This window comes from Deinococcus aquatilis DSM 23025 (genome assembly GCF_000378445.1).
GTDB classification, from domain to species: Bacteria; Deinococcota; Deinococci; order Deinococcales; family Deinococcaceae; genus Deinococcus; species Deinococcus aquatilis.
In genome coordinates, this window is record NZ_KB899714.1 from 66,824 (window position 1) to 86,791 (window position 19,968).

Consider the following 19,968-nt stretch of genomic DNA (forward strand, 5'->3'; position numbering starts at 1 on the left):
GTTTAGGCCACTTCTTGCCAAAGGTCTGGTGTCCAGATCACGCCGCGTAGGCCACCGTCTCCTCACCTACCTGCCGCACCAGTCCCAACTTCACCAAGGTTTCCAGCACTTCGTCCACAGTAGTGATGCGGGCATCCTTGAAGGTGCTGGTGACTTCCTGCGCTGTGAGAGGCCGTGCGGCGACTTGAAGCGTGTGCCGCACCGCCGCTGCCTGTTCGGACATCTTGGTGGGATAGGACGGCAGCGCCGCCACTGGCCCCGTGGCAGCCACCACCGCCATACCGAGGTCGCCCATCGCCGCTCCCTTGGGATCTTGGAAAGCGGGACGTAGGTAGCGGATCAGGCCCTGCCGTTCTTCCTGCGCCCGCTCTGCGTTGAGGGCCGCGAGACGCAGCAGTACGTCTTGATCAGTGAGCACCCCCGCCCACCCATAGGCCGACTGGACGAGCGCGTCGAGGGTGTCATGCAGCCCACGCAGGATGGTGACGAGTCCTTGGTCATGGATGATCCGCTCGGCAGGCGTCAGCGTTTCCCCTGATCGCAGCCGCTCCAGCACGTTGTACATCCCGGTCATGGTCAGCGAGGGGTGCTGGGTCAGCCGGGCATGGCGGTGGTCGTCTAGGGCTTGCCCCGCCTTGCGGATGGCCTCAGCCTGCTCGAAGGTAGCGACGGGAAAGGGGAACGTTTCGAGGCAGCGCGACTTGACGTAGACGGGATCGTTCCCCACCCCCATGCGGCTGCCCTGCGCGAATGCCCAGACGACATGGGAGCGACTGCTGAGCACGCCCAGCACGTAGGCATCGTCGTGGGCGATGTTAACGACCTTATGGTCCGGCAGGATGCGAGCGTCGAGGAACTGGAAGAAGCGGTGCTTGCTGGTCTCCACCGTAGCGATGTATCGGGGGAGGCCCGCAAGAGCGCTTCGCAAGTCAGTGTTCTTGCGTCCAAACAACCACCAGTTGTCGCGCCGATAGGGCTCCCTGTTAGCATCTCTCTCCGGCTTCACCATCAGACGAACATGCTGATAGACCTCTGGGTAGCGTGCCTGTATCTCAGGCTCGTCTAACCCTGCAAGGTCAATCACCAGCACGTCACGGGGCCGCGAGGTGAGGTCACGTCCGTTGCGGTACTCCCGGATGTGCGCCTCCAAGCCGGGAACGCGGCCCAGTCCGAGGTCAGCGGCCTGCTCACGGGTCACGATGAATCCCGACCCCGCCAGCATCACGCCGTTGCTGCTCAGGCGCTCAAAAGCTTGCAGTGCCGTAGCCGTTGTCACATCTGCACCCACCGTGAGATCGGCGTTGATGCGCCCGGCCTGCTGCAGCGTCTTCACGAGGTACTCGCCGCTCTCCCCTACTTCTTCAGCTACCACCCGCTCCAACACACCGTCTCGCTGCCCACGTGCCATCACGGTCATGGCGATCCTCACCGCCGCGCCGTCGGCCTCATCCACCCAAGGATGATCGGGCAGCGCGTACACGAGGCTCAGTGGATGAGCACGTTTCACGCTGTCGGCCAGGTGCGCCTCAATCACGCGACGGTTGAAGGTCTGCTTGATGGAGTTGGTGGTGACGAACCCGAAGCGGCGCAGCCTTGGCAGGCTCGCCATGATGCTCGCCGCCCGATGCCACCAGAACATGACGAAGTCGGCACTGTCTGGCACACCGGGGCTGCCCCGCACGGACTTGTAGGTGTCTCGCAAAGCCGCGACGTAGCCGTCACCCAAGGCCTCGCGCATCGCCTCCCCCTTGCCGATGAACGGCGGGTTGCCCACGATGAAGTCAGCTGCGGGCCAGATCGGCTGCCGGGGCTTGGGGTAGAGGGTGTCCTGCACGCGGGCGGCGGGGTCAGGCACGTCTCGCCCGGTCACGGGATCGGTCAGGCAGGTCACGCTGTCCCAGCGCGTCACGGGCTGCCCGTCTTTGCCGACATGCGGCTTTGGAGTGTCGGAGGCCAGCACCGCGTCGGTGCGACGGATGTTCTTGAAGGCTTTCAGGATCGGCTCCGGTGGACTGGCCTGCCCATGCTCGCGGGCGTAAAGCTGGAGGTAACCGATCCATAGCACCAACTCGGCTACTCGCGCCGCACGCGGATTTACTTCAAGGCCCAAGAACTGCTCGGGGCTGATGCCGATCAGGGGCGCGACGCCGCCCAGACCCACCAACGTCTCCACCACCTCGGCCTCCAAGCGCTTCAGCAATTCCATCGAGACGTACAGGAAGTTACCCGTGCCACAGGCCGGGTCGAGCACCCGCTGCTGTTGCAGCGCGGCCAGGAAGCGCTCCACCACGCCACGAGCTTTCAGGCGGGCCGCGTCGCTGCCCTCTCCCTTGTCGAGGGTGCTCTGCACCTCAACCTGCACGCCGCGCCAGTCCTCGCGCAGCGGAGCCAGCACGGTCTGGTTGACCAACCGCTCTACGTAGGCCCGCGGCGTGTAGTGCGCGCCCAGGCGATGCCGCTCGGCAGGATCAAGTGCGCGCTCCACCAGCGTGCCGAAGATGCTCGGCTCCACCTGGCTCCAGTCATGGCCTGCTGCGGTGATGAACAGTTCGAGCTGGGCCGCGCTCACGGGCAACACCTCCACGTTCTCGAACAGGCCGCCGTTGAAGTGCTTGACCTGCTCCTGTAGCGCCACGCTGTACCCACCGGTCGCCATCTTGGCCCACAGCTCGGCCACCGTAGGCTCGAAGCGTTCTGGGTGGCCGCGCATGCCCTCCAACGCCTTGCGAAACTTTGAGCTGCTGATCAAGCCAACATCCTCAGCGAAGAAGGTGAAGATCATCCGCATCAGGAAGGCACTCACGCGCTCCGGAGTCAGCTTCTTGCCCGCCGCATCGGGCTGACCCTCCATCCCCCGGCTGATGGCCGCGAGGGTGTCTGCCACCTGGCGCGTGACCTTGGCCGCGTGCAGGCTGGGGTCAAGGCTCATGGGGTTCAACCAGATCGCCCGCAGGCGCTCGCGAATCTCCGAACGGCGCAGGTCTTCCAGGGAGATGCGGTGGCTCTTGACGCTGGGAAAGGGTTGGTACGCGCCCCCGGTGCGGCTGAACTCGCTGTAAATCTCGATCACATGGCCCACGTCCACCACCAGCACGAACGGCGGGCGACCTTCGCTGGCGGGCAGGAGGCGCACGTACCCTTCGGCCTGCTCACGGGCGCGGCGCATGAAGGTGTCCCAGCCCGCCGTGCCGCGCGTGCCGTGGCCCTTCTTGAGCTTGGCCGACTTGGCCTTCACCTTGGACTTGACCTGCGCCCGCACAGCTTCTTCCTCAGCCGCTTCCTTCTCGACGCCCTGCTTGGCCTCCAGCACGAAGCTGGCCCGGCGATACAGGTCGATGCGGCGCGGTGTGGGTGCGCCGTCGTCATGCGGCTCGTAAACCGTGCGCTCCAGCACGTAGGCGTTGTCGGCGTCGTTCGGGCGGGTCGGCTCAGGTTCTGGCACGTCCAGCACGCGGCACAGCTCACTGAGGAACGGCCCGTAGTTGGCGCGCTCGGCCCCGCCCGAAGCGGCCCAGCGGGAGATGAAGGCGTCAAGATCCATGAGTGACGCTGAGTCTTGCACGGTATGTAGTGAGGCAAGCGCTGAAACGTGCAACGGGGGCACACCACCCCCGTTGGGCCGCACTTGCAGCCTGAAGCTACCGACAATGTTGCTAGGGTGACCTGTGCGAATCCAACCTCTTCTGCTCAGCGTCGCCAGTGCGCTGATCTTCACGGCCTGCGGTGGCCGCCAGTCCGACAGTGCCTCCTTCACTGCGCCCCCAGACTTTGACTCCACCAAGGGTCAGTGCAACCCCGGCTACACCTATCCGCCCAGCAGCCCGTGCAGTCAGCCCAAGCCGCCCGTCAGCAGCTCGAACGGGATGCGGGTCGTCCTCACCACCATCAACTGCCCCGCCAGCTTTGGGGTTGCCACCGACACTGGGGTCAGCGAGTCGAGCAGCGTGAGCAACTACGATAAGACGTTCAGCGCGGCACGCGGCACCCTCTTTGCGGCGACGGCTCAGAGCACTTGCGGCGCAGGCGGCTCGGCCACCGTTCGCTTGTACCGTGACGGCACGCTGCTGGGGTCGGACTCCAAGGTTGGCCCAAGTGTTGCCAAGGTCTCCGGCACCTACTGATACCTTCACCACGATGACATCCGGGCGGCCTTTGGGTCGCCTTCTTTGCAACGCCATCCAGTGTGCTGCACGAGTACCGACGGCAACGACGCCTCCTCACGCCAGTGAGGTTCGCTCCGCCGCCATCCGGCGTGTGTCACCCTCGACGGGAAGAGCTGTCGTTGCCGCCCCGCAGCCGGAACGCGAGCCGCCCTGCCATGACCGCGTGACACCCTGACGCGTCGCGCTGACGTTCACCGCACCTCGCCGCGGGCGCTTACGTCCAGAAGCAACGGAGGCTCTTCGCGCAGCGGTGGCCGCGTGACACCTCCGCACGTTCAAGCGGTCGCGCCGCACGTCAGAACGTCCTCCGCACACACCGCGCACCGTAAACGCTGTGCTCCCGCCCCGTTCCAACCGCGTCTGGACGCCTGTACGTCCAGGCGCCAAGCACTTAGCAGGAGAGCACAGCACTGAAGCCCGAACACTCGACATCGCCCCCGTCGGGGGTCTCTTGCAGCCTTGGGGCGGCCTCCGCTACGCTCCGTCCGCGCCGCGCAGGGTGAAGCTGATCCAAGTCAACCTCAAGTGCTCAATCCCTACATGCCTGCTCCGACACCTTTCTCTCTATCGTTCCCTTTGCATTGAGCGGAGTTAACCTTGTCCCTACTCACTTCTCTTCCGCCGACAACTCCGTCTCTGCCCTTCAGTGAGGCAGCCCTGAAGACCATCCTCACCAATGCCCTCCGCCAGCCTGGTGAGGTGCACGTGATCGTTGCCCCACCTGGAGTGGGCAAGAGCCGCACAACTCGGGAAACAATTGCAGCGTGGACGACATCCGGACACCTGCGCCACATCTTGTGGGCCACACAGAGCATCAACGGTGCAGACAGCTTGGGGCAAGAGGCTCATGATGACTTCAAGGCACGGGGGCAGACCGTCGACATCATCTACGCTCAAGATCATCCATCGCTTAGCCCGGCATCCTACAAGGGGCAGTTTGAGTGGCCCACAACGCCCGCCGTGAAGGTCATCAGCCATGCTCGACTGAAACAGATGTTCGGCCCCGGTACACACCTTGCCAAGAGGTTGGCCGCCGCTGATCTGCTCGTGATTGATGAAGATCCCTTCGGAGGGCTGCTCCTGAGCTCACCCACTAAAGAGACGAGCGTCAGGATCAAGGTGCTTGCTGCCAGCGGTGACCCCGTCAGTGTCGCCTTGGCCCAAGTGGCCTACGACGCTGAGGTGACCTCGACCCCTCAAGCCTTTCACAGCCTGAAAACTCGCAAGTACAGGGAAGTCAAGACCCGAGCTGCCGGGCACACCCTCCACGGTTCAGCCTTCTGGGCAGCCTTCCATACCACGCACCCAGGACCCGTGGACACTCTGCGCTTCAAGGAAGCCCTGCAAGATGCAGGCATCCGGTCCAATGAAGCCTCCTCGATCAGCCAAGCGTTCGCCCACGATGCTGGCTTGGCGCATCTCACCCCAATGAACCCACCACACCGCTTCGGTCTTGATTGGTCAGGAGCCACGCTGACGAAGGGTGCTCGCCTGCGCTTTGACTTGATCGTGCCTATGACTCTGGATCTTCCGGTGGTGATCCTCGATGGTTACGCCGACCAGGTGTACTACCAAGCCCTGTTCCCCGGACGCCCCGTCCATCTTCATACCTTCGATTCAGGCACACTCTTAGAGGTGGCGTGCGCTCCCATGCTGATGTTGGACGACAACCGCGAGGGTCAGGCGGTGCAGATCGAACACCGCACACAGATCGCTGAAGAGATCGCGACGCGTTGTGCAGAGGCGAACCGAGCCACCCCCAGAAGCGGCACCCTCATTCTGACCAGCCTCAAATTGGCCTCGCCTGACAGCGACTGGACGGGGTTTCTGAAGACAGCTTTGACCCACCATCACCTCACGCTTGAGCTTGATGCGGCAACAGGTCACTGGCATGCTGGCCGAGGCAGCAACGCGCACACCGGCTCCAATGTCTACGCCCTGCACCAGCCCCGCTTCAATCGGCGACAACGGGACTACACGATGACAGCCCTGTTTCCTCAAGACGACGAACTCCGTACCCAGTTTTCAGCCCATCTGCTGGCGGCCGAGACGCTTCAGATGCTGCACCGAGGTCGCCAGACGGTGACGCGCGGCGTCAAACCCAGTGTGGTGTTGGCCATGAGTAAAGAAGATGCTCGGTGTTTGTTTGGCTCCTTTCTCCCACGGGTGAAGCTATCCGATTATCAGCCAACTCAGATCTTCACCCGCAGCAGCAGCAAGGCCCGCTGGCGCGCCGCCATGAGCCTGCTGGTCGATGAACTCTCCAGCCTCTTTCCGAACGGTCTGCCCCGCAAGCTGTTGGAGGGCTTGCCCCTCCACTCAGGAACAAGCAATACCAAAGCCGACGTTGAGGCCCAACTTCACCGTCTGGCGGTCACCCGCCCACCAGACAGCCCGTTGCGCCTAGCGCTGCTGACCCCCAACGAGTGGCAGTACGGCAGCGTCGTCCACACGCCAGCCAGCACAGGGGATGGCTCACGGATGGAACGGGAGTTGATGGAGACTCTAGGGTACCAACAGGTAAAAGTAATGGGACAGGGCAAAGGTGGGCAGACGATCTACGTGCGGGATCCCCTCAAGAAGGAGCAGGCGCAGGCAGAATTCAAAGTCTGGCTCAGCACGGGCAGCTTGCCTGGCAGCAGCATCGTGTAGCAGCGGGGCCAACGAAGAATGAATCCCCACTGGCCCAAGCTGTAGCTACGCTACCTGCCTTTCAGGCCGAGCCAGTCGTCAAGCTCTTCAGTGGTGGTCAACAACTCAGGATCACACTGATCCAGATCCGCCAGCAAATCGACAAGGTGCTCACCCTTGGAGGTTTCTTTTTCTTCATCAGTGAGCGCCTCGGCACGTGGTTGCCAGAGATCAAGCAAACGCTGCTTTTCTGTTTCAAGCGCTGTGAGCGTGCGCTGCGCTTCCGCCAACGCAGCGGCATGGGCACGGGCAAGGCGGCGGAACTCGTTTAACTCGGTGTCTTTAATGGTTTGGACAGGCATCTTGCTCCTTTGGGATGACCCTCTTGGGCCGGGTGAGGCGGCACACTTGCCGTGAGGCAGCGCACCGAATGAAAAGATGGGCTTAGCAAGCCCTTATGCCCCCTTTGAAGGGTGCCGAAGCGACATCCAGCCACAGAGACCGACTTTCTTGACTCTAGTGAAAGAGGACACGGAGCATGCCAGACGTAAGGACAAGCAATCTGTACGAAACTTTGTTCAAACTTGGACGAGCAAAGCTGAGAGTAGGAGCGAGCAACCTCACGCTGCCAACAAACTCTCCGATGGAGCAAACACTTCCCACGCTTCGCGCGCCCCTATGTGGTTCACGCCCTCCCGAATGCGGACGGATGCAGGCAGATTGGCGCTGCCCAGTAGGTAGATGATGGGTGAGCGGCCATCAGCGAACTGGCACACCAGGGCCACGACCTCGCAGTCGCGCTCGTAGTCTTTCTCGTAAGCGTAGCGGCCCAGAAAGCTGCTACGCATTACAGGGAGCCGGAAGTGCCAGGTACCGTTGCGGCCCTGCAAGGTGGCTTTCGCGTCGACCCGCTTCCCCTCAATCCAGAGGTCGTACTTGTCGTCGTCACGTGCGCGCCACACGACACTGAGGCCGCGGGCGGTGGCCGATGCGGCCACTTGTTGCTCACCCAAGCGCCCCCGGCGGGCCGTCTTGCAGTGGGTGGCGAGGCCCAGCTTGCGGCGCACGCGCTTGACCGTGGAGATGGAGACCTGGGCGCGTTGAGCGATGTCAGCGTCTAGCAGACCGTCGGCATGGGCGGCTTGAATGGCACGGGTTTGGGCAGCGGTGATCATAGAGTTCCTCCTGCAACAACAAAAGCGGCACCCTGGTGGGGGTGCCTGAGTGGCGATGGACGGGTTGTTACCTACTCTTCAGGATGGCATGACCACCAGGCTCAAACCAGGATGCGCACGGCATCGTCGTCCAGTAACCGGAGGAAGAGCAGAGGCTGGTGCCGGGCTGCCAGGTCTGTCCAAGCCAGCAGATCGGCCAACACTTCGCGGTCGGGACGCTGAAAGCGTTTGAACGAGATCAGGGCGCGGCTCAAATCGGACGTGTCCAGCATCTCGCCGTCCTGAGCCGCAGGCAACACGGTGATGATGTAGTTCACTCCAGCTTGTCGGGCCGCCAACACGGCGGAGGGCAGGCTCTCGGCGGGCAAGCCGTAGGCTCCCAACCGTACAGGGGCGAACATCGCTGCGGTGAGGTGGCGAGGAGTGAACGGGCCAGGTGGGTCTTCGACCCGGAAGACCACGGCGGACGTCCCCCGGGTGGCCAGATGGTGGGCGAGCAGAAGGGCGAGGTCAGTGGCGGGCGCGTTGAAGACCAGGGAAAGGAGGGGCATCACTGCTGTGCTCTCCGGACTCACAGCCGGTCTCCGGGAGAAAAGCGCAGGTGAGCGGCTTTGAGATCCTCGTCGAGGAAGTTCACGTAGCGGCGCGTCATCTCCAGCGTGGCGTGACCGAGGATCTGCTGGAGGGTGAAGACGTCTCCCCCGTTCCGCAGGAACTCGACGGCAAAGCCGCGCCGGAACGCGTGCGGGGCGGCCGCCGCTCTGGGCAGTTCGGCCTGACGCGCCAAAGACGCCAGCCGAATGCCGACTCCACTGCGGGTCAAGGGTTCACCCCGGTGACTGAGCAGTAGGGCGTCCACATGCGGCGATCGGGGTCGCCGTTCCCGGCGCTGATAGGCGCTCCAAGCGTTCAAAGTGCGGGTGCCGACGGGAACGGTGCGGTCCTTGTCACCCTTGCCGCCCCGCACCCGGATCAACCCCTGAGCGGGTTCGAGATCTCCGGTGGTGACGTGGATCAGCTCAGACACGCGCAGGCCGGTGTCGAACAGCAGCATCAGCATGGCCGCGTCACGCAGGGGCTGGTCGGACGCCTTGGCGGTGGTGAGCAGGCGCTGGGTGTGGTCGTGCGTGACGGTCGGGAGCCGCTGGCGAGGCAGGGGCGGCAGAGCCAAGCGTTGGGCCGGGTTCACACCGATCAGCTCCTCGCGGTGGCTCCAGTTGAGCAGCGCTTTAACGGCCCGGACGTGGGCATGCTGGCCGCCGGGCTTGAGACCTTCCTCGCCCAGCCACATCACGAAGCTGCGGAGGTGGGTGATGCTGAGGCCCGGCACTTCTTGAGGCAGGCCCTCGCGCTCGAGGTACTTGGCCAACTTCTGCCGCGTGACCGAGTAAAAGCTGAGGGTAGCCGCCGAGCGCCGCTGCACCCTCAGGTGGTAGAAGAACTGCTCCCAAAGTTGATCCATCGTCATAGGGAAAGGCTCCTTTGACGAGGAATTCAGCCGGGTTGGAGAGCGCACGATCACTGCTGCTTAGACCGAGTTCAAGATTTCGGTAGGCAACAAAAAACCCCGTCCTAGACGGGGAATCTTTCTCTTGGTGCGGATGCCCAGACTTGAACTGGGGACCTCACGCTTATCAGGCGTGCGCTCTAACCAACTGAGCTACACCCGCGCACCAATATTGATATTGATCAGCATTCTCATGCTGTTCCCCCGTTCTGGCGGGCGGGGATCAATGTATCAGGGGCGGGGCAGAGTGTCAACGGGCAGGGCGGTCCCGTACTCAGGGCGGAGTGATCAGGCCATAAGTTTCCAGCGCATAACGGTCTGTCATTCCGGCCACGAAGTCGCACACAGCGCGGGGCAACCCCTCAGCTTCGGCACGGGCGCGAACAGTGGGGGGCAGCATAGACGGGCGGGCCAGAAACGCCTGAAACATCGTTTCCAGCACCCGAGTCGCCTGCTCGACCTGCATCTCGACCCGCCAGTGTCGGTACAGATTTTCGCGAAGAAAGGTGGCCGTACCCCGCAGCAGCTCCCGCATAGGGGGGCTATAGGTGATCAGGCCCACCGGATGTTGGCGGACTGCCTGCGCCGTCGCCACTCCGCTGGCCGCGATTGCCGCGTCGCTGGTCTGGGTGAGATCGGAAATCAACCAGCCGAGCAGGTCGCGGTGCAGGGTGCGGCGGTCTCGTTCGGTCAGGTTGGGGGCAGAGGTGGGCACGCGGGCCAGGAGTTCGTTCCAGAGAGGCAATTCGGCCAGTTGCGCGGGCGTGATCAGGCCACTTCTGAGGCCATCGTCCAGATCATGCGCGGTGTACGCCAGCGCATCGGCGGCGTCTACGAGTTGAGCTTCCAGGCTGGGGCGTTCCAGCCCGGCGCGGTCATGCTTGTTCAGGCCGTCCAGCGTTTCATGGGTCAGATTCAGGCCGGGGAACTCGGCGTATCGGTCTTCCAGCAGGGTCACGATCCGGCGGGCCTGCGCGTTGTGGTCAAAACCGCCGTGTTCGGTCATCAGGCTGTTCAGCACGCGCTCTCCGGCATGTCCGAAAGGTGGATGGCCCAGATCGTGCGCCAGCGCCAGCGTTTCGGCCAGGGTTTCGTTGAGGCCCAGCGACACCGCCACCGAGCGGGCCACCTGTCCCACTTCCAACGTGTGCGTCAGGCGGGTGCGGTAATGGTCGCCCTGCGCGTTCAGGAACACCTGCGTTTTGGCTTCCAAGCGCCTGAAAGCGGTGGTGTGCAGCACACGGTCCCGGTCTTTCTGGAAGGCGGTCCGGGTGCTGCTCTCGGCTTCCGGGTAGGCCCGTCCCCGCGAATCGGCGCTGAAGGTCGCGTAGGGCGCGAGGGTGGCCGCCTCACGCGCCTGAAGTTGCTGGCGGGTCAACATGGGGCGATTCTGGCAGATAGCACGGTAACAAAGGCCAAAACGCCAAGAAACCGTAACCCTGCCTGCTTCCCCGGTCTGCCGCTCTGCCAGAATGCGGCCATGAGCGACTCGCAGCAGGGCAGCACACAGGTCATCTACGACGGGCGGATTTTGCGCCTGGAACTGCAGGAGGGCAAGTGGGAAGTGATCCGGCACAAGGACGCCGTGTCCGTTCTGGCCCTAAACGATGCGGGCGAAATGCTGCTGGTGCGCCAGCTTCGGCGGGCGGTAAACGCGTATACCGTGGAAGCCCCGGCGGGCCTGATCGATGAGGGCGAAACCCCGGAGCAGGCCGCCCGCCGGGAACTGCAGGAAGAAGCGGGCCTCGATGCCGATGTGACGCTGCTGACCCGTTTTTATTCCAGCCCCGGCTTTTGCGACGAGCATCTGTATGTATTTATTGCCCGCAACCTCCGTGACTCCCGCCTGCCGATGGACGACGACGAGGAGATAGAGGTGCTCTGGATGCAGCCCCAAGCAGTGCTGGACGGCCTGCGCGACGGCACTCTGGTGGGCAGCGCGGCCACGATCACGGCGGCCCTGTTTGGCGTGCAGGCTCTGGCGGGCGCTGCACTGGCGGACACCGCTCAATGAAAACCTTCATCTCTCCCGGCCAGCGTCCCGATACCGAAACGGTGGTTGCCATCGGCAGCTTCGACGGCATTCACCTGGGGCATCAGGCCCTGATCGCCCAACTGAAGGCCAAAGCGCGGGAACACCGCGTGCCGTGCGTGGTCTATACCTTCGACCCACCCACCCGCGTGCTGACCCAGGGCGTGGAATTTCTCTCGACCTTGCCCGAGAAGCTGGAACTGTTGGCCCGCTACGGGGTAGACGAAACGGTGGCTGTACCCTTTACCGCAGAGTTCGCCGCCCGACCCAAGGAGGCCTTTCTGGACGATCTGCGGCTGCTGCGGCCCCGCACAGTGGTCGTGGGCGAAGATTTCCATTTCGGACGTGGACGGATGGGCAGCGCGGCAGACCTGACCGAAGTGACCCCGGAAGTGGTGGTCGTGCCGATTCACGGGCTGGGCGGCGAAGATATTAAAAGTACCCGAATCCGTGAATACCTAAAAACGGGCGATGTAGACGGCGCACGCCGACTGCTGGGCCGCCATTACGACGCGCAGGGCGTGGTCGTCCACGGCGATCAGTTGGGCCGTACCATCGGCTGGCCCACGGCCAATATCAGCGTTCCAGACGGCAAAGCCCTGCCGATGGGTGTGTTCGCCGTGGTCGCCATCGGAGATCATGGGCGCTGGCACGGCATGGCGAATGTGGGATTTCGGCCCACCGTGAACGGCAAAACCCGCCGCTTCGAGGTGCATCTCTTTGATTACGAGGGCGACCTGTACGGTCAGGAACTACATATCAAGTTCTTCGCCCACCTGCGCGGTGAACAAAAATTCAGCGGTCTGGACGCCCTCAAAGCCCAGTTGCAGCAGGACGCGGCAGATGCGCGGGCAGCGTTGGTGGGAGTGAAGTAGAGGCTGAAAGTCTTCGGACACATGCCGCAGAAAGCAAAAGCAGGGGCCGAAGCGTTGAACTTCGGCCCCACACTGCTTTTGTAGCCCAAAACCTCTGGGGATTTACCTCACCCAGATCAAAGCAGGATGCCCAAGACGATAGCGCCAACGATCCAGTAGGCCAGCCCCGAGAGCACCAGGGTGACAGCGGCCTGGGTCTGGTCACGCAGGTTCATGCTGGACTGCACGGCCAGGAAGCCGAAGAACACCATCGCCACGGAAATAACGAGGCCCGCGATCCAGCCCAGAATAGGAATAATGCCGATCAGGGTTCCGACAATGCTGAGCGGAACGAAAAACAGGGCGAAGGTGTAGGCCACCTCGGAAGGCGTGCCCGTGCCCTTGAACAGGTGCTTGCCGATGAGATAGACAGCTGCGACAAAGATGGCGAACTGAACAGGAATGGCAATCAGGCGGCTGAAAAACTGACCGAACAGGTTCAGGTCGTGTAGGGGCGCGAAGATTCCGGCAATCAGACCGGAGACCAGCGCGGCCAGTACCACATAGATGGCCGCCTGCGCCATGCCGCCACGCCGTTCGTACAGCTCGAACGTGCTGGGGCTGGGCCGCGTCAGGACAGCCATGCTCTGAGGGATCATTTGCGCGACGGTATCTGTGGGGGCCGATGGTGCAGGTTGACTCATGCCACACAGTACGCTGAGGATGTCAAAGAAGTTTCAGAGTAGGTTCTGAGAGAGTCAATATTTGCATTGGATGAAGCTGGCCGGGGTTGCGAAGAGGAACGGTAAGAAAAGAAACCGTGATTTATAAAAAGTAAAACGCCAGACCGGAAGACCGCCGCTCGTGACCTCCAGATGGGCCTGTAGAGAAATAGGGACTCGCCCGCACTCCAAACTGCTCAGGCACTCATGGCTCATGGCCTGGAACAGTTGACCCCAGTGAGCACATTCCCGCGTACAGGGCCGTCAGAGCCTCTTGCAGAGCAGGCCCGAACTCCACGCACAGCGGCGCGAGTTCAGGGGCTTGCAGGGCGGCCCGGACGGCGGGGGCAGGGTCGGACATGGGGTAGAGGCCCGCCACCAACGCCTGTGTGTAGGTAAGCAGTTGCAGGCTCGTACCGGGCGGCAGACCGCGCAACGCGGTTTCCAGAAGGGGTGCAAGCGGCTGCAATTGCTCCAGCAACCAGACTTTATGGGCATGAGCGCGTTCCTGGCTGATGTTGCGCTCCAGCAGACCGGCCAGATGCGGAATCAGGCGCGTGAGGGCAGCGTGTTCGGCCAGCAGGGTACAGATCAAGGCCGCGAGGCTGGCCGGAGTATGTCTGCCGCCCAGACGCACATGCCGCGTCAGGTCCCTGAGCCACGCGCCCACCAGCTCCTCGTACAGGGCCAGAAACAGCGTTTCTTTGGTGGGAAAATAGCCGTAGAGCGCGGGCTTGGTCAGGCCGACGCGCCCCGCGACCGCCTGCAACGTCACGTCTTCGTAGCGGTGGGTCTGCCACAGCATCAGGGTCTGGTGCAGGATATCGGCCCGCCGCGCTTCTTTGGCGCTGTCAGACCGGGCACGAGAGAGAGTAAACACAGGTTAATTAAAGGAGAGATGTGTCTAGAAGTCAAGGTAAAATCTCGCCTGGACACAGGTTGACATACTTACCCGAAGTTAGTAAGGTTTTAATTACCGGGGGTCATTCAGACTTCCCAGAGGAGAAGACATGACCCAGACCCCGCAGACCCAGGCCCATTCTGACCAGTTCCCGTCCACCCAACCCGCCACCGCTCTGATTACGGGCGCAAGCGGCGGCATCGGCGAGGCCATCGCGCGGCAGCTTGCGGCACGCGGCGCACACCTGATTCTGGTAGCCCGCAGCGAGGGCAAAATGCAGGCGCTGGCGCAGGAACTGAGCGCCAAACACGGCATTCAGGCCCAGGTGATCGCGCTAGACCTGACCCGCCCCGATGCAGGCGAGGTGCTGGAACGCGAAGTTTCGGCCCGCCAACTGACGGTAGACATTCTGGTCAACAATGCCGGGTTCGGCGGTTTCAGCGAATTCTGGACGCAGGACGCGGGCGAAATCAACCGCATGGTGGCCGTGAACATCGCCGCCCTCACCGATCTGACCCGCCGTTTCCTGCCCGCGATGGTGGCGCGTGGACGCGGGCGAGTGCTGAATGTAGCCTCGACCGCCGCGTTTATGTCGGGGCCACTGATGGCCGTGTATTACGCCTCCAAAGCGTATGTGCTCAGTTTCAGCGAGGCCGTGAACGAGGAACTGCGCGGCACAGGCGTCAGCGTCACGGCGCTGTGCCCCGGCCCGGTCGAAACTGGATTTCAGGACGCCGCCAGCCTGGGCGAGAGCAAATTGATGAGCGCCGGTGTCCGTATGGCGATGCTCAGTGCCGATGAAGTCGCCAGGCTGGGCGTGAATGCCATGTTGCGCAGTCAGGCCGTACTGGTCGCAGGCGGCCTCAACCGTGTACAGACCCTGATGCCCCGCCTGTTACCCCGCGCTGCGATGACCCGCCTGCTGGCGCGGATACAGGCGCGGAAGGAGGTCTGAGGGTCAAGGGCCGTCTCGGGATCTAACAGCCCGATAAGACAGGACGGCCCGTAGTGCAAAGGCTGTAGGACAGGGCAAAAACCCAATCTCCTCACACCTCAGACCCGTCCGCTCTCTGGCCCAATGAACACTTGCCCGAGCAGGCGCGTGCGACAATAAAAATGATGACGGATTCAGCTTCCAGCCCAGATCACCTCCGCACTACCTCCGGCAGCCCCAAACAGGGCAAAGCCGCGCAGACCCATTCCGGGTTTGTGGCGATTGTCGGCAAACCCAACGTGGGCAAAAGCACCCTGATGAACTCCTTTCTGGGCACCAAAGTTGCGCCCACCAGCCCCCGCCCGCAGACCACACGGCGCGGCGTGCGCGGCATCCATTCGTCGGGCGACCGCCAACTGGTGTTCGTGGATACGCCGGGGCTGCACAAGCCCAAAGACGCGCTGGGCAAGTACATGAACCACGAGGTTCACAGTGCGCTGGCCGATGTGGACGCTGTGGTCTGGGTTGTAGACCTGCGCCACCCGCCCACCGACGAGGATCAGTTGGTGGCCCGGCAGGTGCGCGAATTGCCCAAACCCCTATTTTTGGTGGGCAACAAGACCGACGTGGCAAAGTACCCCGAAGAAGCCATGAAGCTCTACCGTGCGCTGCTGGAAGGCCGCACCCACGACACCAGCGAAACGGTGCTCAGCGCCCAGAACAATCCTCAGGCTGTGGCGACCCTGCGCGAGCAACTGCTGGACATCCTGCCCGAAAACCCCTTCTTCTATCCCCTCGGCGCGGCCAGCGACCAGACGCGGGAAATGTGGGCCGCCGAGATTATTCGCGAAGAAGCCATGAAAAAGCTGCGCGATGAGTTGCCCTACGCCGTTGCCACCCGCGTGAACAGTTGGACGGAACGTGAAGACGGTCTGCAACGCATCGAGGGTGAGATCGTGGTGGAAAAGAACGCCCACAAGGGCATGGTGATCGGTGCAGGCGGCAAGCAACTGCGTGAAATCGGTCAGGCGGCCCGCAAGCAACTGGAAGTCTTCCTGAGCCGCAAGGTATTTCTGGGCCTCGAAGTCATCGTGATTCCCGGCTGGCGTGAGGACGAAGAAGCCCTGCGCGAACTGGGCTACGAGTAAGGCTTAATTGGTTCAGAAGAGTCGCGCCCGCTTTGTCGCCAAAGCCATTCCCGGCGAGGGCTGGCGAGTCTGGAACCGCAAAACGGAGCGTTGGTGGGGAGAACTCTGCAAGGAATATCCCGCCACGTTCCTGACTGAACTGAACGGGCCAAAGCGTTCGCCCGAACTCGTCACCCTGATTAAGCGAACCCGCAAGCCACGCCGATAAAGCTGGCTTGCTTTTGCATCCCCGCATACGGCACATAGCCCCCGCCTATGCTGCACTGCCCAGCATGACCACACTGATTATTGGGGCCACAGGCGGAATTGGCGCGGCGATGGCACGGGCAATGGCAGGCACGGACAACCTGATCCTGGCAGGCCGGGATGAAGCCAAGCTGTCTGCCCTAGCTACTGAACTGGGAGCCACATCCCAGCGGGTAGACGTGGGCTTTGAAAGCCATGTGCGCTCGCTGCTGGACGGCGTGGAAAATCTAAACACGGTCATTTATGCAGCGGGCGCGGCTCTGCCTCAGCCCCTCGCTGATCTGGACGCCGCGCAGGTACGGGCCGTGTGGAACGCCAATTATTTTGGAGCCGTCTGGACGCTCAAATATGCCCTGCCCAAGCTGGCGGAAGGCGGGCGCATCTACCTGATCGGTGCAAGGCCCGAACTGGTGACGGCCAAAGGGTTTTCTCAGTACGCGGCCAGCAAGGCGGCGTTGGCGCAGGCCGTGACCATCGCCCGCCTGGAATTGCCGCGTGGTACGCAAAAAGCCATCACGCTGGTGCTGCCGCCTGCCGTAGATACGCCGCTCTGGGCGCAGGTGGGCCGCGTCCCCCGTGGAGCCATCAGCGCAGAGGCGGTAGCGCAGGCCATCCTGACCGACAGGGGCGGCGCGGCGCAGCCAGAACTGCGGGTAGAGGGCTAGACCCCGATCAAACGCAGGTGCGCCGTGTGATGCCGGCCATGCCAGGCGTACATGGCGGCCAGCGTGTCCAGCGTATAGGTGCGGCCCTGTGCGGGGTGCGTCCACTCGCGTGCCCAATCAGCACCGTTTACGCTGTCCAGTACGGCCATGAGACGGGCGTGCAGGGCCTCCAGCAAACTCAGGCTCACCTCTGCGGGCAGGCGCGAATCGGGCAACTCGGCCCACAGGTGCTGCTCGTAGGGCTTGATCACCGGATTGATCTCGGTCAGGGTCAGCTTGACGCGCACAAATGCGTTGAGATGGCTGTCGGCCACATGATGCACCACCTGCCGCGCCGTCCAGCCGCCTTCCCGGTAGGGCGTCTCCAAACCAGATTCGCCCAACGCAGCCACCACCGCACGCAATTCGGCAGGCAGGGCGCGGATGGCGGCGAGGGCTTCGGCCCGCTCTGCTGGCGTCAGGATCAACGGCGTGGGCATCGGGCCAATGGGATAACGGCGGTCTGGTGCAGCAATCATAGGTTCTCCTTTTTGGTCCAGCGATCCGCGTCGCGTGTTTCTACCTTGGTCATCATGCGCTCAAAGCCGCGCTCCAGGCTCAGGCCGCGCTCGTTCGCCATACAGATCATGACAAAGAGCAGGTCGGCCAGTTCCAGTTCCAGGTCGCCCACATCCTCTCCTGGCTTGGGGGTTTTGCCATTCTGGTGGGCAATCACGCGGGCAATTTCTCCGGTTTCTTCGGTTAGGCGGGCCAGCATCAGTAGCGGCGGAAAATAACCTTCCTTGAACTGAGAAATATAGGCGTCTACTCGGGCGCGGGCCGCCTCGAAGGTCAGCGGAACTTCTGGATTCATGCGGGCAGAGTACGAAAAAACCAGCCGCATGGGGGCGACTGGCTTAAAACAGTGAGTGCATGGTGGTGAGTAGAAAGGTCGAAAGATAGGGCGCTGTTGAGTGCTGCGCTTTCCCCACTGACCACTACCCACTTCCCGCTTTTTTACCTCACGTACAGATAGGTTTCCTGCACGTCCCGGTCTGCGGGCGCGTAGTTGTTCAGATACTCGTTACTGGTGCGGTTCCAGCGGTTGCCGTCATAGACGCCGCCCAGCACGAGGTCGGTGGTGGGGCGCACGCGGGTAAACAGCACACGCACGCGCTGAAGGCCGCGCGGGGCCGCCACGTTGTAGGTCACGCCGTCCTGGGCGCGGGGGAAGGTGGTGGTTCCGGCCTGCACGTAGGCGTCACGGACCAGCGCTGTGGCCGCGCCGTTGGGGTTCAGGGCCAGCAGGGTGACGTATCCGGCAGTGCGAGTGGTCACGCTGAGGCGCAGGGCTTCACCAACCACGTAGTTGCCCCCCTCACCCCGGTCAGGGCGAACGCTGGCAATCAGGTTGCTGCCGCTTCCGCTGAGGCCCAGGTTGGGGCGGACGTTGACGGTACAAGCACTCAGGGTCAAGCTGAGTGCGCCAAGCACAAGGAGGCTACGCATAGGGTCAGTGTAACGGGCGGGCCTGACAGGAATCTGAGTATGACCACCGTGTCATCTCTGAAAACCAAGAGAAACCGGTCAGATTGCGGGCAGACCAACATCGGGGTAACCCACAGAAGCCGCCCCCAATGGTCAGCTTTCATAGGGTCCAGGCGCGGGAAGCGGCGTAGCATAAGGCTTATGGCTCCCGCCTTCGCCCGGTTGTTTCCGCCGATGTCTCCACGGCGAGCGTTGTTGACCCTGCTCCTGTTGGCTGGCCCAATCTCAGCCTCTGCCCAAACTGCCGATCAAGCCTTGCCTCCCATCACTGGCAACAGTTCTCCATCCGTCAATACGGGCGGCTATTCCACCAACCGCTTTTTTGAAGACCTGAAGGCAGGGCGGGTCGCGCAGGTCACGCTGGACGGCGCGGGCAATGCCAGCGTCACCTTTATCAGCGCCTCGCGGCCCCGTTCGGTGGTGGTACCGCCCGACGCCGCGACCCTGAACCGCATTAGGGCGGCGGGCGTGCCCCTACGCGTGACAGCGGGAGGGTCACCTTTCGGCTGGATCGGGCAGGTGCTGCCCCTGATCCTGACCGGGCTGATTCTGCTGGTGCTGTGGCGCTCGTTGCGTGGCGCTCAGGGCGGAGGCAATGCCGCGAGCCAGTTTGGGAAGTCGAAGGCGGCGGTGATCGCTGAAGGCCAGATCAAGCAGACCTTCGCCGATGTCGCGGGCTGCGACGAAGCCAAGCAGGACCTGCAGGAAGTCGTCGAATTCCTGCGCCACCCCGAGCGTTACCACCAACTCGGCGCCCGCATTCCCCACGGCGTCCTGCTCGTCGGCCCTCCCGGCAGCGGCAAAACCCTGCTCGCCAAAGCTGTCGCTGGAGAAGCCAAAGTTCCCTATTACTCCATCTCCGGTTCCGATTTCGTCGAGATGTTCGTCGGCGTCGGGGCCGCCCGCGTCCGTGACCTGTTCGAGCAGGCCCGCAAAAGTGCGCCCTGCATCGTCTTTATCGATGAAATCGACGCGGTGGGCCGCAAACGCGGCGTGAGTTTGCAGGGCGGCAACGACGAACGCGAACAGACCCTCAATCAACTCTTGGTGGAGATGGACGGCTTCGGCAGTGGACAGGAAGTGATCATTCTGGCGGCCACCAATAGACCCGATGTGTTGGATGCGGCGTTGCTGCGTCCGGGGCGTTTTGACCGTCAGGTGGTGGTGGACGCGCCGGATGTGCGGGGCCGGGAAATGGTGCTGCGAATTCATGCCCGTAAAAAGCCGCTGGATGCCAGTGTGGATCTGGCACTGGTGGCCCGCAGAACGGCGGGGATGGTGGGGGCAGATCTGGAGAACCTGCTGAACGAAGCGGCGCTGTTGGCGGCGCGGGAAGGCCGGACGCGGATTACGGGGCGGGATGTGGATGAGGCACGGGACCGGGTCTTGATGGGGCCGGAACGCCGCTCGCTGGTGGTCCGGGAAGCCGACCGCAAGGTGACGGCCTACCACGAAGTCGGACA

General features: G+C 63.0%; 20 protein-coding genes and 1 tRNA gene. 9 read left to right on the forward strand and 12 right to left on the reverse strand.

Going from position 1 to position 19,968, the window contains the following annotated elements; all coding sequences use genetic code 11:
- Window positions 1–37: 37 nt before the first annotated feature.
- Window positions 38–3,541 carry a class I SAM-dependent DNA methyltransferase gene (locus F561_RS0112490; RefSeq protein WP_019010308.1) on the reverse strand — a complete coding sequence of 1,168 codons (3,504 nt, stop codon included), beginning with the start codon at window positions 3,539–3,541 and terminating at the stop codon, window positions 38–40.
- Between the two features lie 124 nt (window positions 3,542–3,665).
- On the opposite strand from F561_RS0112490, the gene F561_RS0112495 reads away from it, so the two are divergent.
- On the forward strand, window positions 3,666–4,121 hold the full coding sequence (locus F561_RS0112495; protein ID WP_019010309.1) for a hypothetical protein: 456 nt from the start codon (window positions 3,666–3,668) through the stop codon (window positions 4,119–4,121).
- Between the two features lie 639 nt (window positions 4,122–4,760).
- A complete protein-coding gene (locus F561_RS0112500) occupies window positions 4,761–6,815 on the forward strand; it encodes a hypothetical protein (protein WP_157451831.1) in 2,055 nt (684 codons plus the stop codon).
- A 50-nt stretch (window positions 6,816–6,865) separates the two neighbouring features.
- On the opposite strand, the gene F561_RS0112505 is transcribed toward F561_RS0112500, so the two are convergent.
- From F561_RS0112505 to F561_RS0112530, 6 genes are all read right to left on the reverse strand, one after another.
- Entirely contained in the window at window positions 6,866–7,156 is a 291-nt protein-coding gene (locus tag F561_RS0112505) for a hypothetical protein (protein ID WP_019010311.1), read from the reverse strand.
- A gap of 258 nt (window positions 7,157–7,414) precedes the next feature.
- Window positions 7,415–7,969 (reverse strand): hypothetical protein, encoded by a 555-nt coding sequence (locus F561_RS0112510; RefSeq protein ID WP_019010312.1) that lies wholly within the window; start codon window positions 7,967–7,969, stop codon window positions 7,415–7,417.
- 101 nt (window positions 7,970–8,070) lie between these two features.
- Window positions 8,071–8,520: a hypothetical protein gene (locus F561_RS0112515; protein WP_019010313.1), complete on the reverse strand. Its 450-nt coding sequence runs from the start codon at window positions 8,518–8,520 to the stop codon at window positions 8,071–8,073.
- Window positions 8,521–8,540: 20 nt separating this feature from the next.
- On the reverse strand, window positions 8,541–9,431 hold the full coding sequence (locus tag F561_RS0112520; protein ID WP_019010314.1) for a tyrosine-type recombinase/integrase: 891 nt from the start codon (window positions 9,429–9,431) through the stop codon (window positions 8,541–8,543).
- Between the two features lie 131 nt (window positions 9,432–9,562).
- Window positions 9,563–9,639, reverse strand: a tRNA-Ile gene (locus tag F561_RS0112525).
- Window positions 9,640–9,750: 111 nt separating this feature from the next.
- Window positions 9,751–10,857, reverse strand: a complete 1,107-nt coding sequence (locus F561_RS0112530) for a deoxyguanosinetriphosphate triphosphohydrolase (protein WP_019010315.1) — start codon at window positions 10,855–10,857, stop codon at window positions 9,751–9,753.
- A gap of 99 nt (window positions 10,858–10,956) precedes the next feature.
- On the opposite strand from F561_RS0112530, the gene F561_RS0112535 reads away from it, so the two are divergent.
- On the forward strand, window positions 10,957–11,490 hold the full coding sequence (locus tag F561_RS0112535) for an NUDIX domain-containing protein (protein WP_019010316.1): 534 nt from the start codon (window positions 10,957–10,959) through the stop codon (window positions 11,488–11,490).
- Window positions 11,487–12,383: a riboflavin biosynthesis protein RibF gene (gene ribF / locus F561_RS0112540; protein WP_019010317.1), complete on the forward strand. Its 897-nt coding sequence runs from the start codon at window positions 11,487–11,489 to the stop codon at window positions 12,381–12,383. Before F561_RS0112535 ends, ribF begins: the two co-directional genes overlap by 4 nt.
- 116 nt (window positions 12,384–12,499) lie before the next feature.
- Here the strand turns inward: ribF and F561_RS0112545 are convergent, their stop codons facing one another.
- Complete coding sequence (locus tag F561_RS0112545; protein ID WP_019010318.1) at window positions 12,500–13,066, reverse strand: YIP1 family protein; 567 nt, start codon at window positions 13,064–13,066, stop codon at window positions 12,500–12,502.
- Window positions 13,067–13,289: 223 nt separating this feature from the next.
- The gene (locus F561_RS0112550; protein ID WP_019010319.1) at window positions 13,290–13,964 is read right to left on the reverse strand and encodes a TetR/AcrR family transcriptional regulator; all 675 of its coding nucleotides are present in this window, start codon (window positions 13,962–13,964) and stop codon (window positions 13,290–13,292) included.
- Between the two features lie 130 nt (window positions 13,965–14,094).
- On the opposite strand from F561_RS0112550, the gene F561_RS0112555 reads away from it, so the two are divergent.
- The 4 genes from F561_RS0112555 to F561_RS0112570 all read left to right on the forward strand — a co-directional run bounded on the left by F561_RS0112555 (window position 14,095) and on the right by F561_RS0112570 (window position 16,978).
- A complete protein-coding gene (locus F561_RS0112555; RefSeq protein ID WP_019010320.1) occupies window positions 14,095–14,940 on the forward strand; it encodes an SDR family NAD(P)-dependent oxidoreductase in 846 nt (281 codons plus the stop codon).
- 164 nt (window positions 14,941–15,104) lie between these two features.
- A complete protein-coding gene (era, locus tag F561_RS0112560; RefSeq protein WP_083922430.1) occupies window positions 15,105–16,067 on the forward strand; it encodes a GTPase Era in 963 nt (320 codons plus the stop codon).
- 7 nt (window positions 16,068–16,074) lie between these two features.
- Window positions 16,075–16,275 (forward strand): hypothetical protein, encoded by a 201-nt coding sequence (locus F561_RS0112565; protein ID WP_019010322.1) that lies wholly within the window; start codon window positions 16,075–16,077, stop codon window positions 16,273–16,275.
- 64 nt (window positions 16,276–16,339) lie between these two features.
- Window positions 16,340–16,978, forward strand: coding sequence for an SDR family NAD(P)-dependent oxidoreductase (locus F561_RS0112570; protein ID WP_019010323.1), 639 nt, complete (start codon window positions 16,340–16,342; stop codon window positions 16,976–16,978).
- On the opposite strand, the gene F561_RS0112575 is transcribed toward F561_RS0112570, so the two are convergent.
- The 3 genes from F561_RS0112575 to F561_RS0112585 all read right to left on the reverse strand — a co-directional run bounded on the left by F561_RS0112575 (window position 16,975) and on the right by F561_RS0112585 (window position 18,466).
- Window positions 16,975–17,496 (reverse strand): YfiT family bacillithiol transferase, encoded by a 522-nt coding sequence (locus tag F561_RS0112575; protein ID WP_019010324.1) that lies wholly within the window; start codon window positions 17,494–17,496, stop codon window positions 16,975–16,977. The genes F561_RS0112570 and F561_RS0112575 overlap by 4 nt on opposite strands.
- The gene (locus tag F561_RS0112580; RefSeq protein WP_019010325.1) at window positions 17,493–17,861 is read right to left on the reverse strand and encodes a nucleotide pyrophosphohydrolase; all 369 of its coding nucleotides are present in this window, start codon (window positions 17,859–17,861) and stop codon (window positions 17,493–17,495) included. Before F561_RS0112580 ends, F561_RS0112575 begins: the two co-directional genes overlap by 4 nt.
- Window positions 17,862–17,974: 113 nt before the next feature.
- The gene (locus tag F561_RS0112585; RefSeq protein WP_019010326.1) at window positions 17,975–18,466 is read right to left on the reverse strand and encodes a DUF4384 domain-containing protein; all 492 of its coding nucleotides are present in this window, start codon (window positions 18,464–18,466) and stop codon (window positions 17,975–17,977) included.
- Between the two features lie 180 nt (window positions 18,467–18,646).
- Between F561_RS0112585 and F561_RS25425 the strand changes: the two genes are divergently transcribed.
- The coding region (locus F561_RS25425) for an ATP-dependent metallopeptidase FtsH/Yme1/Tma family protein (RefSeq protein ID WP_019010327.1) at window positions 18,647–19,968 on the forward strand (1,322 nt) is incomplete at its 3' end.